The sequence below is a fragment of the Helcococcus sueciensis DSM 17243 genome, from assembly GCF_000423145.1.
Taxonomy (GTDB): domain Bacteria; phylum Bacillota; class Clostridia; order Tissierellales; family Peptoniphilaceae; genus Helcococcus; species Helcococcus sueciensis.
Map to the genome: position 1 here is coordinate 1 of NZ_AUHK01000026.1, position 19,090 is coordinate 19,090.

Annotated in this window: 10 protein-coding genes; 9 read left to right on the plus strand and 1 reads right to left on the minus strand. The window is 28.9% G+C overall.

Features of this window, described 5'->3' with window-relative positions:
* The first annotated feature begins 469 nt into the window (after window positions 1-469).
* From lepB to G534_RS0106300, 9 genes are all read left to right on the plus strand, one after another.
* On the plus strand, window positions 470-1,123 hold the full coding sequence (lepB, locus tag G534_RS0106265; RefSeq protein WP_027348365.1) for a signal peptidase I: 654 nt from the start codon (window positions 470-472) through the stop codon (window positions 1,121-1,123).
* A 13-nt stretch (window positions 1,124-1,136) separates the two neighbouring features.
* Window positions 1,137-4,985 carry a SpaA isopeptide-forming pilin-related protein gene (locus G534_RS0106270; protein ID WP_027348366.1) on the plus strand — a complete coding sequence of 1,283 codons (3,849 nt, stop codon included), beginning with the start codon at window positions 1,137-1,139 and terminating at the stop codon, window positions 4,983-4,985.
* A 19-nt stretch (window positions 4,986-5,004) separates the two neighbouring features.
* Window positions 5,005-6,429, plus strand: coding sequence for an isopeptide-forming domain-containing fimbrial protein (locus tag G534_RS0106275; RefSeq protein WP_051177455.1), 1,425 nt, complete (start codon window positions 5,005-5,007; stop codon window positions 6,427-6,429).
* Between the two features lie 35 nt (window positions 6,430-6,464).
* Window positions 6,465-7,343 (plus strand): class C sortase, encoded by an 879-nt coding sequence (locus G534_RS0106280; protein ID WP_027348368.1) that lies wholly within the window; start codon window positions 6,465-6,467, stop codon window positions 7,341-7,343.
* Complete coding sequence (locus G534_RS0106285; protein WP_027348369.1) at window positions 7,321-8,034, plus strand: isopeptide-forming domain-containing protein; 714 nt, start codon at window positions 7,321-7,323, stop codon at window positions 8,032-8,034. The genes G534_RS0106280 and G534_RS0106285 overlap by 23 nt, the downstream gene beginning before the upstream one ends.
* Window positions 8,035-8,194: 160 nt before the next feature.
* A complete protein-coding gene (locus G534_RS08770) occupies window positions 8,195-8,350 on the plus strand; it encodes a hypothetical protein (protein WP_169513552.1) in 156 nt (51 codons plus the stop codon).
* Between the two features lie 38 nt (window positions 8,351-8,388).
* Window positions 8,389-8,838 (plus strand): gamma-glutamylcyclotransferase family protein, encoded by a 450-nt coding sequence (locus tag G534_RS0106290; RefSeq protein WP_027348370.1) that lies wholly within the window; start codon window positions 8,389-8,391, stop codon window positions 8,836-8,838.
* 428 nt (window positions 8,839-9,266) lie between these two features.
* A complete protein-coding gene (locus tag G534_RS08085) occupies window positions 9,267-13,625 on the plus strand; it encodes a family 20 glycosylhydrolase (RefSeq protein ID WP_051177456.1) in 4,359 nt (1,452 codons plus the stop codon).
* Window positions 13,626-13,839: 214 nt separating this feature from the next.
* Window positions 13,840-15,399 carry a GAG-binding domain-containing protein gene (locus G534_RS0106300; RefSeq protein WP_027348371.1) on the plus strand — a complete coding sequence of 520 codons (1,560 nt, stop codon included), beginning with the start codon at window positions 13,840-13,842 and terminating at the stop codon, window positions 15,397-15,399.
* Between the two features lie 520 nt (window positions 15,400-15,919).
* Here the strand turns inward: G534_RS0106300 and G534_RS08090 are convergent.
* Complete coding sequence (locus G534_RS08090; protein WP_051177457.1) at window positions 15,920-18,775, minus strand: glycoside hydrolase family 3 N-terminal domain-containing protein; 2,856 nt, start codon at window positions 18,773-18,775, stop codon at window positions 15,920-15,922.
* Window positions 18,776-19,090 lie beyond the last annotated feature (315 nt).

Sequence of the window (19,090 nt, forward strand, 5' to 3'; positions counted from 1 at the left end):
TTTCTAAAATAAAAGATGGTTTATCATACAATAGATTTAATCATACAGGAAAACTAAATGTAAGAAGTGAAATAAACCTTTTATCAATAGCCTTAAACTTAAATAAATTATCATCAAAGATAATTAAAAACAATTTAGAAATAATAAAATATAAAGCTGCTTAGAAAAATATTTGTAAAAAAGCATAGCTTTATTAAGTGCGCCTATTTTTAGGGGTGTATTTATAAATTTTTGAAAAATCAAAAATTTAAGACTAGACTGTAATGTCTAAATTTAGATATTTAAGAAAAAAGGTGGTGTGTAGACTAGATTTAACTAATCTGCAACACCACCTTTTTTTTCATGTTTATTTTAAATTATAAATATATACATAGAAAAATAGATAGAAATATTAGATAAATTTTTGTTTTATTTAATATAAGGTGTATACTAAATATAGTTAATAAAATGTTTATATTAGGATAAAATAATGAAAACAAAAAGAAAAGAAAAATTAACTTTAAAGTCAAAAGAGGCTATTTTAGATCAATTGGATCAAAATTTAAACAAGGGAAATGAAAATATAAATGAAAATAGATCTGATAATCAAGGATATAATCAAGAAAAGACGAATAAAAATCTGTATTTTTATTATTTAAAAAAGACAATTTATATTCTTTTAATAATCTTTTCTTTTGCAACAATTTTATCGCATTATTTTTTTCCGGTTGTTTATACATACGGTAACGATATGTCTCCCGAAATAAAGGCGAATTCCTTATTAATTGGTAATAAACTATCGAAAATAAAACAAGATGATATTGTTGCGTATTACTACGGTAATGAGACTATTGTTTCTAGAGTTCTTGCTCTCCCAGGTCAATTAGTGGAAAGAGATTCGAAAGGTAATATAAAAGTTGATGGAGAGTTTAAGAGCAAGGACTTAGGTATCAATAATAAGGATAAAAATAAAACAAATTATTTTTCTATCAGAGTTCCAGAGGAATCCATTTTTGTATTGAAAGATAATTCAAAGATATTATTAAATGACAAAAATAAGGATTTGTTTGTAATAAAAAACAAACAAGTGATTTCTAAGATGTTTATGATTTTGTGGCCAACAAATTACATAAAAATATTATAGAAAGGAGGAAAATATGAGAAAGGTTAAAATACAAGATTTCGTAAAAATAATTTCGCAAAAGAAAACTAGTAAAAGAATCATGGCAACTTTTCTAATTTTTGCGATGTTAGTTTCATATATGCATATAAATATTTCTGTTTTTGCTGCTCCTTATGAAGGAGAAACTAATATTACTCAATATGTAGATGATGCAACTTTACAAAGATTTAATGGAGAAACAAATCAATTTGAAGCATATGATCCAGATAAGGGATTAGAGAACAAAGATAAAATTAAGTTTTCAATGAATTATACCTTACCAGCTGGTACCCTAGCATCCATTCCAAAGTCTACCGATGAAGATGGCAATGAAGTTGTTTCACTCTATTATAAGATGCCAAAAGGTTTAGTTCTTGAAACACAAGAAGGAAGCATCTATAGGAGAGGAACAACAGAGGAGATAGGTACATTTAATATAGACAAAGATGGAACTGTTCACTTCAAATTTAATGATGTTAAAGACAATAAAAATGAGTTCTACGGAGATTTTACTTATCAAGCTACTATTGATGCCAACAATACAGAAAATAATAAGTTGGTTTTCAATAAGGCAAATGGAGAAGTAGAATATGATGTTAATATCCCTAAGTCAGATATAAAAGTTGAAAAAACAGGTAATTTTCATATAGAAGTAATGTCAAACTTGTACCACCCAAACCATGACAGTAATTTTACTTATGGTAGTGAAGAGTCTAAAAAGTATGGATTTACAGGGGCTAATCAAATTGGTGTTATATCCTATGAAATTAAGCTCTCAACTGAACTAGGAACTAAAGGTAAAATTGATTTAACAGACTACTTTAATGGAAATTCCAGTGAAGATTTAAATCCCCTTTATGTTGCGGAAAGTTTCAAGATAGTAAAATATGATTCTGCAGGAAAACAAATTGAAGTTTTGGATAAAGTTAAACCTACCATCGAAAAAGATCCAGAAACAGGATTACAAAGTTTCTCTTATAAAGATTTACCTGAATTATATGAAGGTGAATATTATAAATTACAATATGATGCAACCCTAACTAGGGAAGAAGTAACTAGGTTAACTGCTAAAAAATTTGTTGGAAATACAGTAAAGGGAGATAATCATAAAGAAAAATCAGTCGTTGATTATACCGTTGAAATACCACCACGTATACAAAATTGGCCGGAAATGGAAAAAAACATAAAAAAGATTGGTAAATTCAATAAAGATACTATGAGTGTGGAATGGTTTATTTTTGTAAACCCAAAATATCAAGATATGACAGGTAAGAGCATATCAGATGTTTTACCAGAAGGTTTAGCCTTTACTAGTGATATAGATGTATATAGAGAATCGGATATAAAATCTTATAGGAACGGAGATAGTATAGAATACTCTATTGATGGATTTGCTAAGAAACTATTTACAGTAAAACAACCTGATGGAAATAGCTTCGAAATTCCATTCCCGTTATCAGTAGCTGCTGAAAGAGGAGTAGGTACATTTAATAGAGAAATTGATAAAAGTGTACTAAAACCTAATGACGCTTATTTCCTTCACTTCTCTACAAGTGCACCATTTAATTCAACTGTTAACAATACAGCTGATATAAAGGATGAAGATAATAAAAAAATAGATAGTGACACTTCAGATGGTGTAAATACAACGATGCCTATTTCTCCTGCAAGTGTTAGAAAGACTAATTTTTCAGGCTATGATAAGGTTGAAAATGGAATCCCTATGAAATATTGGCAACTAACTTACAATATAAGTAATGAAAAGCCAATTGATACATTTACCATAGTCGATGAATTGTCAAATCTTTCATTTGTATCAAGAATAGTTGGTAAAAGTATAGACTACGGAGATGGAAGCCACTACTTTAGTGCTGCTGAAGTTGATACAAGATTAAAGGAAAACAGAAACTTTAGTTTAACTTTAAGAGATGCTAATCAAACAAAAGTTCCTTATGATAATGACTTTAATGGTGATGGTGAAAATGACTACTTCGATTTTGAATTCAAATATTATGATTTCGAAGGTAATGAAGTAGCTAATACCGATACAAATACCAAAGTTAAGAAATTTGAAATAAAGGTTACAGCAAAAAAATCAAATTTATATGGAAAAGAATTATATGCAACTGTATTTAGTAAATTTGATATGTCCATGGTTGAAGCCGGAAAGCCTATCCAAGGTAGAAATACTTTTAAGGTTTTGGATACTAAACTAGAAGATCACGATGAAGCTGCTCAGATAGAGATGCCTAAGATAAAAAAAGAAGTCTCAACTGAAAATCCAGAAAAAAATGCTGGTAAAAGTGAAAGAAATATACAATATAGGTCTATTGATTCCTTGAAGCTTAAATACGAGGATCAAAAAACTGTAAGATATAGACTTTTAGTACCAGCTCCTGAACGTAGAGGACAGGTTAAGGTTTCAGACTATCTTCCTAAGGGAATGAAGTATGTACCCGATAGTATGAAAATTTATAAGTATGAGAATTCTATTCAATCACAGGGAACTTATATGATTGATGAAAAAGGTAATCCTATTTGGGTAGATGGAGAATCCGTTTCGGTAACTATTATTGAAATGGGATATCCTCAATTTAGGGATTACAGTTATAGTAATTTATCTATTAAGCAAGACCCAGAAACAAATAAATTAGATATATCATTTACAGATGCTGAATTGATGACTAATTCTCATATAGATCAAGTTGTAATAGCATATTCAGCAACTTATGAGGATGACTCCTATTGGAAGGAAGGAATTCCTGAAAAGAATGAAGATGGATCATTTAAGAAGCAAATTGCTAAGCTCTATGAAAATAAGGCAGTTGTAAATGAAGGTACTGATGATGAGGCATCTGATAAAAGAATCGTCAACGTTGAGAAAGATTATCCAATGTTGGAAAAACATTCAAAACAAGAAAATGATGTTATAAAGTATACAATCCCAATTAACAAGGGCGGATTAGACTTAGATGAAAGTTCAGATACTATAAAGCTATCCGATAAGTTAACTCTAGGATCAATTTCTGCAAATGCTGACTTATTGCTTGACTCAGTTAAACTTTATAAGCTTGATAAAACAAATGGTGAAAAAATAGAGGAAGTAAATAAAGAAAATTATAAGTTTACTTATAATGAAGATGACAATTCCTTTGTAATCGAAATACCAGATCAAACTCCACTATTGCTAGAGTATTCTTATAGGATTGATAAAAAAAATACTGATGTCAACTTTAAGATTACAAACCAAGCTGAGTTATATGGAGAAAAAGCTATTGACAGCTCAAATAATGAAGCGACATTTGATCAATCAGCTAGTGCAACTGGAACGACTAGGGGTGATGTAACTATCTATAAATTTGATAAAGACAACAATAGCATATTATTAGAAGGTGCTAAATTTAAGATAGAATACTTCGATTCTAGCTCAGCTGATAAATGGGTCGATGCAAAGATTGAAATTTCTGATGAAAATGGAAAGATAGTTTTATCTGATTCTTATAAGTTAAATAGACTATATAGAATAACAGAAATCGAAGCTCCAAAGGGATATAAGAAGCTTGAAAATCCTATTTATTTTGTATGGATGGACCATAAGAAAAATGAAGATGAAACTTATAATCAAATAAATAGAACGAACTATTGGGATGAAAATATCTCTAGAGAAGAAGTTCGATTTATAGAATTCTTCGGTGGATATATATATATTGAAAATACAGTTCAAAAAGGTATTATACTACCAAACACAGGTTCTTCAGGACTAGATTTTATATATTTATTGGGATTAGGATTCATTATATCAAGCTCAATAATTTACATTAGTAGAAAAAAATATTTAAAATAAATAAAAGAAAGGAAATCACATGAAAAACGTTAAAAAGCTATTGGGTTTAATCATAGTTTTAGCCCTAATTATTACACCTTTTACTGCTTTTGCAGCAAATATAACTATAGATGACGGCGGTTCAGAAGATGCTGTTTATTCAGCATATAAACTGATGTCAGCAGAAAATGACGGAGATGCAATAATTTATACTGTTAATCCAAAATATAGCGAAGCTCTAAAAACTACTAGCAGACAAGCTTCAGATGATGAAGTAATTAAATATATTTCTGGTTTAAATGATGTTCAATTAAGAGAATTTGCAGACAAAGTATTCTTAGCTATAAAAGATGAAGCAGCTGATTATACTAGCCAAGACAAGAAGTTTGAAAATGTTGACAAAGGTTATTATTTAATAGCTGAAACTACTGTTGGTTCTGATAAAAACGGTGGAGAAGCTACATTAGTAATATTAAATACAGCTAAAGACGAAGATCTTACTGTTAAGACCAAGGAAAGCACAGTAACTGTTGAAAAGAAAGTAAAAGATCAAAAACCAGCAGAAACTGAAGCTACTTGGAAAGATGGGGCTGCATACAATATAAATGATGATGTTCCATTCAAATTAACAGGTACTTTAAGTGAAAATATTGGATCATACAAAACATATAAATACGAATTTCAAGATGAATTATCACCAGGTTTAAGCTTCAATGAAAGTAGCGTAAAAGTTACAATTGACGGTACGGAAATTACTGGTGGTTACAATGTTACACACAATGCTGGTAAATTAAACATTACTTTTGAAAATTTAAAGGCTGTTACACCAACAGTGGAATTAACAAAAGATAGTCAAGTTGTTGTTGAATATACAGCTAAATTAAATGATCAAGCTGTTATTGGACAAGCAGGAAATCCAAACAAGGTTAAATTAGTATTCTCAAACAATCCATATGGTGATGGAGAAGGCGAAACACCTGAAGATAAGGTAATTGTATTTACTTTCCAATTAGACGTAAATAAAGTTGATGGAAAAAATAATCCTTTAGAAGGTGCAGGATTTACTCTTTATAGAGTTACTGACCAAGGTGAAGTTAAAGTTGGTGAAGAAATAAAAGGTGGAACTACATTTAATTTTAAAGGTTTAGATGAAGGCAAATATATAATCAAGGAAACAACTGTTCCTACTGGTTACAATAAAGCAGAAGATCTTGAATTTACTGTAAGTGCTGTTTATGATGAAGAAGCTGCTGATCCAAAATTAAAAGAATTAATAGTTGATCCAGCTGATAGTATTACAGTAAATCTTAGCGAAGGAAAATTATCAACTAATTTTGTAAATATGGCCGGTGAAGAATTACCAAGCACAGGTGGTGTTGGTAGAACTTTAATTTATGTTTTAGGTACAATATTTGTAGTATTTGCTGGTGTTCAACTAGTAGTACGTAAAAAGATTAATAAATAGTAAGTAAGATAAATATAAGTATGGGTGGTCTGAGGATGAAGAAAATTAATTGGACAAATTTAATTTTGATTTTGTTTATGATTGCCGGATTAGGGCTTTTAATTTATCCAAGTCTTTCAGATCTATGGAATGAATCGATTCAATCCAAAGCTGTAGCTAGCTATAAAGAACAAGCCGAAAAAATAGATAATAAAAAAGCGGAAGAGATGATCAAAGAGGCTGTAGAATATAATGATAGCCTATTGAAAAAAAATAATCGTTTTGTCTTAACTCCTGAAGAGAAGGATGTCTACAATAATATCCTAGATATAACAGGAACTGGTATATTGGGTTATGTAGAGATAGATAAAATTGGAGTAAGCCTTCCTATTTATCATGGAACGGACTCAACAATATTAGAAAGCTCTATAGGGCATTTGGAAGGTACTAGCTTTCCAGTGCCTGGAAAGAGCGTTCATTCAGCTATATCAGGTCATAGAGGACTAAGATCTGCAAAGCTTTTTACAGACTTAGATCAGATGGAAATTGGAGATTTATTTGCAATCCGAGTTTTAAATTTTAAATACAATTATCAAGTGGATAGGATTGTAACTATACTTCCAGATGAGTTGGATGAACTCTCAATAGAAGTAGGTGAAAATTATGCTACCTTATTTACATGTACTCCTTATGGGATTAACTCTCACAGGCTAATGGTCAGGGGAAAGCTAGTTTCAATAAATGAAGATTACTATGATCCTTTTGAAGTCACAGTAAATTCTAAAATTATCGAAAAAAAATATGTAACTATAGCTTTTAGCTTACTTATACTTATATTGACATTTATCTATATAAAAATAAAAACTTATATTAATGATTACAGAAGTAAAGTTAAACAAAGAGGAGGTGAAGATGAAATTGAAAAAAATAGTTAAGTTATTGATTTTACTATTTCCAATTACATTATTTTTAGGATTTAAATCTGAAGCTTCATCTTTACCAGAAAATTCAGAAGATAATTCATTGACCGTCAATATGATATATAAGGACGGAAATGATAAGAATGGGATAAGCGGAGCAGAAATAAAAATTAGTAAAATCGCAGATATAGAACTAAGTCCTGAGCTTTCTATTGAAAATATTTCCCAAATTAAAAACTTAAATATTGACTGGTTTAATTTGACAGCTGAGGATTCAAATATATTAGCTGAGAAAATTTCTAAGTTAATAGTTGATTCAGATGTCAAAAGTCATATTGCAGTTACCGATAATTTAGGTAAAGTTGATTTTTCTAACTTACAAAATGGTATATATTTAGTTGAAGAGAGTTCAAAAACTGGAGAAGCTATGAAATACTCTAAAATAGAGCCTTTCTTTGTAAGTCTACCTCAAAATTCTATCGGTGAAAATGGGGAAGTTATTTGGACAAAATCAGTGATTGCTTATCCTAAAACTGAAATTGAAAAAATAAAAGATGATAGGCCTAAAAAGCCGGAAGATAAGAAGAAGAAACCTAAAGAAAATCCAAGAACAGGTGATGACTTTGTTGCATCATTTTATTATGTAACTACTATTTTAGCAGGTGCAAGTTTAATATTAATAAGTAACAAGTCAAAAACTAAATAAGATATTAAAAAGAAAAATATCTTAATTTTGTTATAAAGCCTTTGATATAGATTTATCTCAAGTTAGTAAAATAAAAAAGTCAAAGTATATTATACTTTGGCTTTTTTATTTTAAATATTATAATTATTTTAAATATATAAAAAAATTTGCACAATCAGTAATGAAATATATAGAAACTGATAAGTATGTTGAAAATAATATTATAGAAAATTTCAATCTATCTAAATCTAAAATTAAGAATGATATTAAAAAAATAATACATCTTTCTCAATATGCCATAAAAAACAACGATAATTTAATTGGATTAGGAGACTGATTATTAGATAATATACCTAATTTGAAAGGAGTTAAACTATGAGTAAATTATATATTGCATATGGCTCAAATTTACATCTAGACAAGATGGCGAAAAGATGTCCAAGTGCGAAGATATTAGGATCAAGTGAAATTAAGGATTACAAACTCACTTTTAGAGGAGAAGGTAATCGTTCTTTTGCAACTGTTGAACCTTGTGTAGGAGATAGTGTTCCAATTCTTGTGTGGAAGATTACAGCTGACGATGAAAAAGAACTTGATATTTATGAAGAATGGCCCGATTTGTATAGAAAAGAAATGATGGAAGTTGTAGTTGATGCAAAAATGGTAAATGCTATGATTTATATTATGAATGAAGGTAGACCGTTAAATCAACCTAGTAATGAATATTATTCAACTATTCTAGAAGGGTATAAGAGTGCTGGATTTGATGCTGAATACTTAGATAGAGCGGTGGATAACTCAATTGAAAAAAATGATATTAATTAAAAATGTTATAAAATGACATATCGAAATTAATTGATGATAAAGAAATCGTGATTGACATAAACTGGGCCATAGAGGTTATTTGTAAGCTTGTGAAATAATATAGGTTTTCTTAAAGTATTATTATTAAGTTTTTACCAAATAACAAAACTTTACAATCTATCTTTATAGTTATAAAGAAATTAAATAAATTCCATATTAACTGACACATAAAAGTTGTAATAAAAAATAAACTTTTAAGATGTCAGTTTTTTATTTAAAATTTTTTTTGAAAACATTTACACAAATTTAAACTATTGATATAATTGTAACTATAAGAATATTTAGACAAGAAGAAAAGGAGGTTAATTTATAAATATATAAAGATATTTAAATTTTTGGTAACTGATACTAGGAAACTACATATTTCTATAAATCTAAAGGAGAAATTAATGGGCAAAAAACTAAGAAAAATATTGGTTTTATTAATGGTATTTTCATTACTGATCCCAAATGCGAGATATATTAAAGCGCAGGAATTTGAAGGGCAAAATTCAACAGAATTAATTTCTAAGACAAATCCTAATATACAAAAATATATTAAAGATAAAAGTGGAAAGACTTGGAAATTAAATGATGACACAAAATTCTTAATTTTACATAATAGCAGAAATAATTCAAGCAAAAATTTAAAGGATATTGTAAAATTAGCTAATTCGGAATTATTGGAAAAAGAATTAATAACTAAACCTTTAAAGATGATTTTAAGTACAGAAGAAAGTGTAGATAGTAACACAATAAGCATTAATATAGATGAAAGTTTGGATATAAATTCTGATAGCAATGAGGCATATAAAATTGTTATAAAAGAAGGAATTGTTAAAGTCACAGGAAAATCTGAAAGAGCAATACTTTATGCGTTGAGAAGTATTCAAAACTTATCTAAGACTATAGGTGAATTACCAGAAGGAGTTATAGAAGATTATCCAAATGTAGCAGAAAGAAGAATACATTTAGATATGGGAAGAAAATATTTCTCTAAAGAATGGATTATGCAACTTATAAGAGAAATGTCTTATATGAAATTAAATGCACTTCAATTACATTTTTCAGAAAATAAAGGATTTAGAATTGAAAGTGAAGTAGATCCGGAAATTGTATCAGATGAGCATTTAACAAAAGATGAAGTTAGAGAAATTATAGAAGAAGCGAAAAAATATGAAGTTGAGATAATACCTTCACTTGATACACCTGGTCATGTAGACCACATACTTAAAGTACATCCTGAATATGGACAAGTAGATATTTATGGAAATCATTACAAATCAGGACTAGATGTTACTAATCCTGAAGCTGTAGAATATATCAAATCACTATACACAGAATATATGGAATTATTTGAAGGATCAAAACATTTCCATATAGGAGCTGATGAGTATATGGAATTTGATAGACCGCCATTTACTACTATCTATAAAAAAGTTCTAGATGATTATGCAAAAGAAAATTTAGGACCAGAATATATATGGAAAGATACATTAGCAAATTATATAAATGAAATTGCAGAACATGTGTATAAGGGTGGATTTATACCTAGAGTTTGGAATGATGGTCTTTATTATGGGGAACATTCTTATTATGAATCTCCACAAAAAGTTGAAATGCATAGTTATATAGGAGTGGATTTCTGGTCAACAATGCCTTGGAACAGATCTATTGCTTCATTAAAAACAATATTAGATAGAGGTCATGATTCCATATATAATATACATTCAGGATTTTTCTATTATGTTTTAAGACCTGATAAACCAAATGATGGAAGAAATCAAGCTAGCTTTGACTATTTAAATGCAGATAGAAGAATATATGACCAGTGGACACCTGGAAACTTCCCAGAAACAAAGGTTGATGATAATTCCGAATTTATCAAGGGTGCATCACTTGCTATTTGGTGTGATATTCCAGATTTAATTGGTGAAGATCAAGTTGCCAAAGATATTTATAATGAAATGAGAGCTTTAGCTACAAAATCTTGGAATACTAGCAGCAATTCAATACAAACTTTTGATGAATTTAAAAATGTATATGAACAATTAGGACATGTTGCTGGATACGAAAAAGGTTCAAAATTACCAGAAGTAGGCGAGTTTGAAATTAGTAAAGATATATCTAAAATCACCGTTTATTATAGAAATGAAGAAGGTGAAGATTTATTAGATAAAGATGAATATTATGGTAGTTTTGACAAAGAAGTAACTATTAATTCAAAAGATGTATATGGATACAAAGTAGTTGGAGATGAAAGTGTAAAAGAAAAATTTGGTAAAGAAAATAAAGAATATATTTTTGTCTATGCACGTCATACCGATAAAACAAAATTAGAAGAAGAATTAAATAGCATATTAAATGAAGTAGATTATTTACCAGATACATTTGAAGAATATAGTCAAAAGTATAAAGAAGCTAAAACTGTATTAGAAAATGACAAAGCAACACAAACTGAAGTAGATAAAGTATATGAAGAATTAATAGAAGCGAAAAATAATTTAATACCTATATTTGCATATCCATTATATGTAGAAGCTACTTATCCATTGAATGAAAAAGAATATATTAGTGGATATCCTGAATATAGAAATAAATTAGATGAAATAAGAAATGGCATTAAGGGACACGATGTTTCAAAAGAAACTATTGATAACTATATAGAAGAACTTAATGAAGCAAAAAATAATTTAGTAAAAAGAAATGAAAACACTCCTCTTATTTCAGCTAATAAATCATATTATCAAAACTATAATTATGGAAATATGATTGATGGGGATTTGAATACTAAGACATGGTTTGATGGAAATCAAATGCAAGGAGATACAATTAATTTCAAATTTAATAATCCGGTAAAATTAAAATCTATAAGAATAGTTCAACCTGATGATGTTGGTGCTGATGCTTTAAGCAATTCAGATGTAGAAATAACAGTAGATGGTTCTAATTGGGAAAAAGTAGACACTATAAAATCAAATGAATTAGATAAAACAATAAATTTAGATGAAAAATTAGTTAAAGCGGTTAGAATAAAAATTACTGAAAGTAGAGAATATTGGTATCAAATTTCAGAAGTAATATTTAATATTATTGAAGAAAATGAAGATGATCCAGCTGCTAAATTACTAGAAGAATCTAAAAATATATCTTTAGAAGGAAAAACTATAGAATCAGCATCTAATTTTATAAATAAATTATTAAAATTACAAGAAATCATATCAGATTCAAATAATACTTATAATCAAAATGATAAAGAAAAAGCTGTATTAGAATTAAAAGAAGCTATTGAAAATCTGGTAGAAAAAGAGCCAGAACAACCAAAAGTTAATAAAGAAGAATTACAAAAAACAATAGAATTAACTTTATCAGTAATTGAAGATGTTAAGGATAAATTCACAGAAGAATCTGTTAAATCTTTAGAATCTGAAATTGAAAAATCAAACAAAGTTTTAGAAAAAGAAGATGCAACACAAGAAGAAGTAAATGAAGCTGTAACAAAATTAAAAGAAGCTTACAAGAATCTTGAACTAAAAGAAGAAAAAGAAGAAATAGATACATCTGTAATAGAAGCATTGATTGATAAGTTAAATAAATCTTTAGAAGAAAATTCTGACAAATTGACAGATGAGTCAAAAGAAAATCTTGAAAATGCTATTAAATCATCAACTGAATTATTAAAATCAGAAGATTTAACTCAAGAAAAAGTTGATGATGAAATACTTAAACTTGTTGATGCATTTGCTTCAGTTAAATTAAAAGAAGAAGAAAAACCAGTAGTAGACACTACAGCATTAAGCTCACTTGTAGAAAAAGCAAATACAAGACTTGAAGAAGATTTAGAAGATGAATCAAGAAAAAATCTTGAAAATGCAATAGAAAAAGCAAAAGAAATTATAGCAAAAGAAGATTTAACACAAGAAGAAGTAAACGAAGCATTTTCAGAACTAGTTGATGCCTTGATAAATTCAAAAGTGAAAGTTCAAGAACCAGAAGAACCAAAAGATCCAGAAGAACCAGAACAACCAGAAGAACCAAAACTTCATGATACAAAAGGATTTATAACTGGAACAACAAATGTAAGAACAAGTCCAAATGGTCCAGTAATAGGAACACTTGAACGTGAAGCTATAGTAGAAGGCGAATACGAAGAAGGTTCAAATTGGGTTAAATTAGATTACTATGGACAAGAAGCGTATGTATACAAACCACTTATTTCAGATACAATTGAAGTAAAAGGATTTGCAAGTGGAGATTCAAATATAAGAAAATCTCCAAATGGCGAAGTAACAGGTTTAGCAAAACGTGAAGAAATAGTAGAAGGTGTTGTATCAATAGACAATCCAAACTGGATTAAGACAGATAAAGGATATATCTATAGACCATTAGTAGTAGACACTATAAAAGTAAGAGGACTAATGTCAGGTACAACAAATGTAAGAATGACACCAAATGGAACTTTAATGGGAACACTAGGAAAAGCTGAATATGTAGAAGGAACATTAAATATAACAAATCTAAACTGGGTAAGAATAAGATACCAAAACAGAGATGGATATGTATATAGAAGCTTAATAGTAGATACAGTTTCAGTAAGTGGAACAGTAACAGGCACAGTAAATGTAAGACAAACACCAAATGGCAAAGTATTAGGAACACATAGAAAAGGGGTTAAGTTAACAGGTAAATTATCTGCAAGTAATCCAAACTGGGTAGAAATCCAATACAAAGGCCAAAGAGCATATGTTTACAAAGAGTTTGTAAAATAGAATGAAAAAAATCGGAGTTCGCTCCGATTTTTTTATTGTTGATTTACTACAATAGAACATAGTTATACCGGAAACATTAGCTACAGATTAAAGAAAAAAATCCCCGTGATGTAAGGTAATTAAGATACAAGATGATTGCATTCTAAAAATTTTATTCATTTCATATTTATTTCATATAAAAAAAATATAATAAAAAAAAATCACAGGAGATTATATGAAAAATAAAAAGAATACAACAAAAAAGACAATTATTAGTATAGCAGCAGGATCACTAGCAATCTGCATGTTTTTATCACCTAAGGCTAAAGCAAATCAATATAATATAAATGATTCAATCAACACTAAAGAATTAAACGCAGAAAGTAAAACATCAGAATTTGAAGAAAAAGCTATAAAAGAAATATATGGTTTAAGATATTATGCTAAAGAAAAAAAAGATGCATATATAAAGCAAATAAAGGGAAAAACAGAACAAGAAATAAATACGCTTATAAATGAAGCAAAAACAGAATATCTAAAAGAAATTTCAGAAAAAGCAAAGAATGAATATGAAAGATTAAAAACTTTATTAGATGAAGTTAAATCATATCCAGAATTAGATATAAACAATGATGACTATAGGATTCAAAGATTAATTTGGGATAATGGAAAAGTAGCACAAGACAATATTAATAACTATATGGAGCTTGTTAAAAGAACAGTTGATACAAGTAAAATAAAAAATCTTGAAGATTATTTTGATCAATTTAAATATTATATAGTACATTCACAAATAGAAATAATGACAAGAAAAGTTGCGATTTATAGAGCAAAATACCCAAATAATGTAGAAATAAATAAGATATTTAAAGAAAAATTAATGCAAACTAACGCTAATTACGGTACATTAGATGGGATTAAATTAGAAGAATATTTCGAGAATGAGTTCAAACCATACTTTTTACAAATACAAGAAAATGTAAAACTTGAAGATTTAAAAGTTGAACTTTCTCAATTAATAAAAAAAGCTAAAGATAAAAAGTATACAGAAAATTATAATAAAAAAGATGTACAAAGAAAAAATAAATTTGAAAAATCAATATCTAATGCAGAAAATATATTAGCTAAACAAGACTTAAAGATACAAGACATCAAAAACCTTGAAAATGTGTTTTCTGAATTAGATAATGCTATAAAAGAAATTGACAAAGATACATCTGGTTCTAGTTCGAATCCAATGCAAGAATCAAAACTTCATGATACAAAAGGTTTACTCAAAGGAACAACAAACGTAAGAACAAGTCCAAATGGTCCAATCATAGGGTCGCTTACACGTGGAACTATTGTAGAAGGTAAATATAAAGAAGGTTCAAATTGGGTTAAATTTAATTACAAAGGACAAGAAGCGTATATATACAAATCACTTCTTTCAAATACAATTGAAGTAAAAGGATTCGCAGGTGGAGATGTAAATATTAGAAAAATACCAAATGGTAAAATAACAGGTGTATTAAAACGTGGAGAAATAGTGAAAGGTGTTGTGTCAATAGATAATCCAAACTGGGTTAAGTCAGATAGAGGATATATCTATGGAAAACTAGTGGTCGATACTTTAAAAGTAAAAGGCTTATTATCAGGTGTAACAAATGTAAGACAAACACCAAATGGTAAGATATTAAGAAGTTTGAAGAAAGATTCTGTAGTAAATGGTAAAACATCTTCAAACAGCCCAAACTGGATAGAGATTCAATATAAGGGACAAAAAGCTTATATTTATAGAGCGTGTGTGAAATAGAAACAGTAAAAAAATCGGAGTTTTCTCCGATTTTTTTATGTATTTTTAAAATATTAAAAGTTTTAATATCTCCATTGAATTTCTGCACATAATTATGATGTAATTATGCGCAGAAATAGGAGATAGATATGCCAGAAATTATACCAATAAAAGATTTAAGAAACACGACTGAGATTTCTGAACTATGCAGAGAAAAGTAAGAACCGATATTTGTAACCAAAAATGGTTATGGTGATTTAGTTGTTATGATTATGGAAACTTATGACAGATTATTGCTAACGAAAGATTTTGATGAATCTATTTATATATCTGAATCAGAAATAAAAGCAGGTGGAGAATTGAAAGAAGCAAAAATGCTTTAGATGATTTAAGGAAGTAACATTTTGTATAAATGAGTGTTTATATATAGAATATAAAATAGAAATAGTAAAAAAATCAGCATAAAGGTAATTAACCTTTATGCTGATTAAGTTTTCATGGAATAAATCCTAATTAAGGACTGAAATCCAATTTTTAATTACTATTTTACAAAGTTTTTGTAAACATATGCTCTTTGGCCATTGTATTGAACTTCTATCCAGTTTGGATTATTTACAGATACTTTACCATTTACTACAGAACCTTTATTTAATGTTCCTAATACTTTTCCATTTACTGATTGTCTAACGTTTAATGTACCTGTTGTTCTTCCGCTTACTGAAACTGTATCTCTTACTAAACTTCTATATACATATCCATCTCTGTTTTGGTATCTTGTTCTTACCCAGTTTGGATTTGTGATATTTATTGTTCCTTCTACATATTCAGCGTTTCTAAGTTTTCCAAATATATATCCATTTGGTGTCATTCTTACATTTGTTGTACCTAATATTAAGCCTTTAATTTGTAGAGTATCAACTATTAATGGTCTATAGATATAGCCTTTATTTGTTTTAACCCAATTTGGATTATCTATTGATACAACACCTTTTACTACTTCTTCACGTTTTGCTAAGCCAGATACTTCACCATTTGGAGATTTTCTTATATTTGAATTTCCATTTACGAAGCCTTTTACTTCTAGTGCCTTTGAAAGAAGTGGTTTGTATACATAAGCTTCTTGTCCATAGTAATCAAATTTAACCCAGTTTGAGCCTTCTTCGTATTCACCTTCTACTATAGCTTCACGTTCAAGTGTTCCTATGATTGGACCGTTTGGACTTGTTCTTACATTTGTTTTACCTATAATAAATCCTTTTGCGTTTCCTTTTACCATAGTAAATTCAAGAATTACATTACCATCATCATCTTTAGTAGTATATTTATATTCATATTTACTATTTTCTTTATATGGTTTTGCAAATTCTTCAATAGCAGCTTCTAACTCATCTTCATGACCTGTATAGTTCATTGAATCAAGTTGTTCAATTAAATCGCCATTTTCATCAACTAAGTTTATAGTGATATCTACATTTATTTTTAATTTAGTTACTAATCCGTGATCTATATTATAAGCTACTTCATCTAGATATTGATAATCTTCTGAAAGTTTAGGTACATCTACAGGAAGTTTACCTGAAGAAGCAACTTTACCAAATACTACATCTAGAGAGAATGGTATATTTGGACCAAATGTCTTAACAGGATCTTGACCTTTTTCTGTTGGGTTCATACCTTTAGCACCATAAGCTACAACAACAGCATCTGCATGTTCATATCTACCTATATCATATGGTTTACCAATACTTATTATTACAGATTGTTTATTGTTTTCTTTTGCAAGTCTTGTTAATTGATCTGGTACATTAGCTAACCAGAAATCTTTAGACATTTGTCTTACATTTCCTATTTCACTTACAGCGATTATATAGTCATAATTTTTAGCATATTCTTCTAATTCTTCCATAGTAGTATTTTTTGTAAATTGTTTTACATCAACTACCGCGTTTTCGTCAATTACACCTTCAGATTTTAGTTTGTCTGATCCATATTGGAAACCTGGTAATTCGTTAGCGTATGGAGTTAGAACTAATACTTTTTCATCTTCTTTTGGATAAAGAGGTAATGTATCATTATCATTTTTTGTAACTGTAATAGCTTTTTGAGTGATTTCTCTTTGAGTATCGAAATGTTCTTGAGAACCTACTACGTTTAATGCATTACTTATCTTTTCATCAATAGGTGTATTATATTGATCTAAATCCAATATATTTCTTCTTTGTTTTAATTCTAAAATTCTTCTAACTGACTGATCTATTCTTTCTTCAGTAAGTTCGCCAGAATCTATAGCTTTAACTATTGTGTCAATTATACTATCTAATTTTTCTAAATCTTTAGTAGATTCTAATTTTGTTGGCATTAGAGGAATATCTGTACCAGCTTGAATTGTCATTAGGATAGCTTCTTCTTCACCAAAGTGATCTGCAATTGCCTTCATGTTCATAGCGTCAGTAATTATAATTCCATCATAACCCATATCTTCTCTTATAATACCTGTAAGAATATCATCAGATAATGTTGCAGGTATATGAACTTCGCTACCATCTTTTTTAGAAATAGCTGTATCTTTTTCAAGTTGTGGATATGAAATATGAGCTGTCATTATCATATCTACACCTTCATTTGCAGCTTTTCTAAATGGAATAAGTTCCATATTATTTACTTCTTCTAAAGATTTATCTACTTCAGGTAAGCCAACGTGACTATCTACCGCTGTATCACCGTGTCCAGGGAAGTGTTTAATAGCTGCACTTACACCAGTATCTTGTAAACCTTTAATTACATTACTTCCTAATTCACCAACTAAATGAGGATCACTAGAAATAGATCTTAATCCGATAACAGGGTTATTAGGATTATTGTTTGTATCAAGTACTGGAGCTAGGTTAACATTTATACCTAAAGAGTTAATTTCTTCTCCAATAAGTTTACCATATCTGTAAGCAAGATCATTATCTCTAGTAGCACCTAGAGCCATGTTACCTGGTAAACTAGTACCAGTACCAAGTCTTACAACTATACCACCTTCTTGGTCTATTGATAATAGTAATGGCAAACCATCATTATCTATTGAAGTTTTTTGTATATCATGAGTAAGCCTTGTAGTTTGTTCAGTTTCAACTACGTTTTGTGCGAAAAGAATTATACCACCAAATTTATATTTCTTGATAGCTTCTCTTATCTCATCATTAAGTTCAGTAACTGGTTTTCTTTCACCGCCGTTTTCGGTCCAGTATCTAAACTCTACCATCAACATTTGCCCTATTTTTTCTTCAAGGGTCATGTTTTTGATTGTTTCGTCAATACTATCAGCTTTTGAAACTCTTATATTTCCAAAACTAAGAATCATAACAAAAGCTAATATAAGTGACATCGTTCTCTTAAAAGTTTTGTTCATAGATACACTCCTTGTATAATGAACACATAGTAATTAGTGTTCTTTTTTTCTTTTTACTATATGATAAGTATAGGCTTGTGGATTGGTTATCACTCCTATAGCTTTGACTATTTTATTAAGGCTCCAACCACAATTCTATGTTTATTTGTTTATGAGTTAGATAACGCTATGACGTTTTATCTCGAGCAAGGTTACGATACATAGATTTTTGTGGATAACCACAGCCAATTTATTTGAAAGGATGGTTTTTATGTTTCTTGTTGGTATCGATGTTGCTAAAGATAAGCATGATTGTTTTATTTGTGATTCTGAGGG

Coding starts and splice junctions, on each gene's coding strand:
- lepB (WP_027348365.1), top strand. CDS start 470: ATGAAAACAAAAAGAAAAGAAAAATTAACTTTAAAGTCAAAAGAGGCT.
- G534_RS0106270 (WP_027348366.1), top strand. CDS start 1,137: ATGAGAAAGGTTAAAATACAAGATTTCGTAAAAATAATTTCGCAAAAG.
- G534_RS0106275 (WP_051177455.1), top strand. CDS start 5,005: ATGAAAAACGTTAAAAAGCTATTGGGTTTAATCATAGTTTTAGCCCTA.
- G534_RS0106280 (WP_027348368.1), top strand. CDS start 6,465: ATGAAGAAAATTAATTGGACAAATTTAATTTTGATTTTGTTTATGATT.
- G534_RS0106285 (WP_027348369.1), top strand. CDS start 7,321: ATGAAATTGAAAAAAATAGTTAAGTTATTGATTTTACTATTTCCAATT.
- G534_RS08770 (WP_169513552.1), top strand. CDS start 8,195: ATGAAATATATAGAAACTGATAAGTATGTTGAAAATAATATTATAGAA.
- G534_RS0106290 (WP_027348370.1), top strand. CDS start 8,389: ATGAGTAAATTATATATTGCATATGGCTCAAATTTACATCTAGACAAG.
- G534_RS08085 (WP_051177456.1), top strand. CDS start 9,267: ATGGGCAAAAAACTAAGAAAAATATTGGTTTTATTAATGGTATTTTCA.
- G534_RS0106300 (WP_027348371.1), top strand. CDS start 13,840: ATGAAAAATAAAAAGAATACAACAAAAAAGACAATTATTAGTATAGCA.
- G534_RS08090 (WP_051177457.1), bottom strand. CDS start 18,775: ATGAACAAAACTTTTAAGAGAACGATGTCACTTATATTAGCTTTTGTT.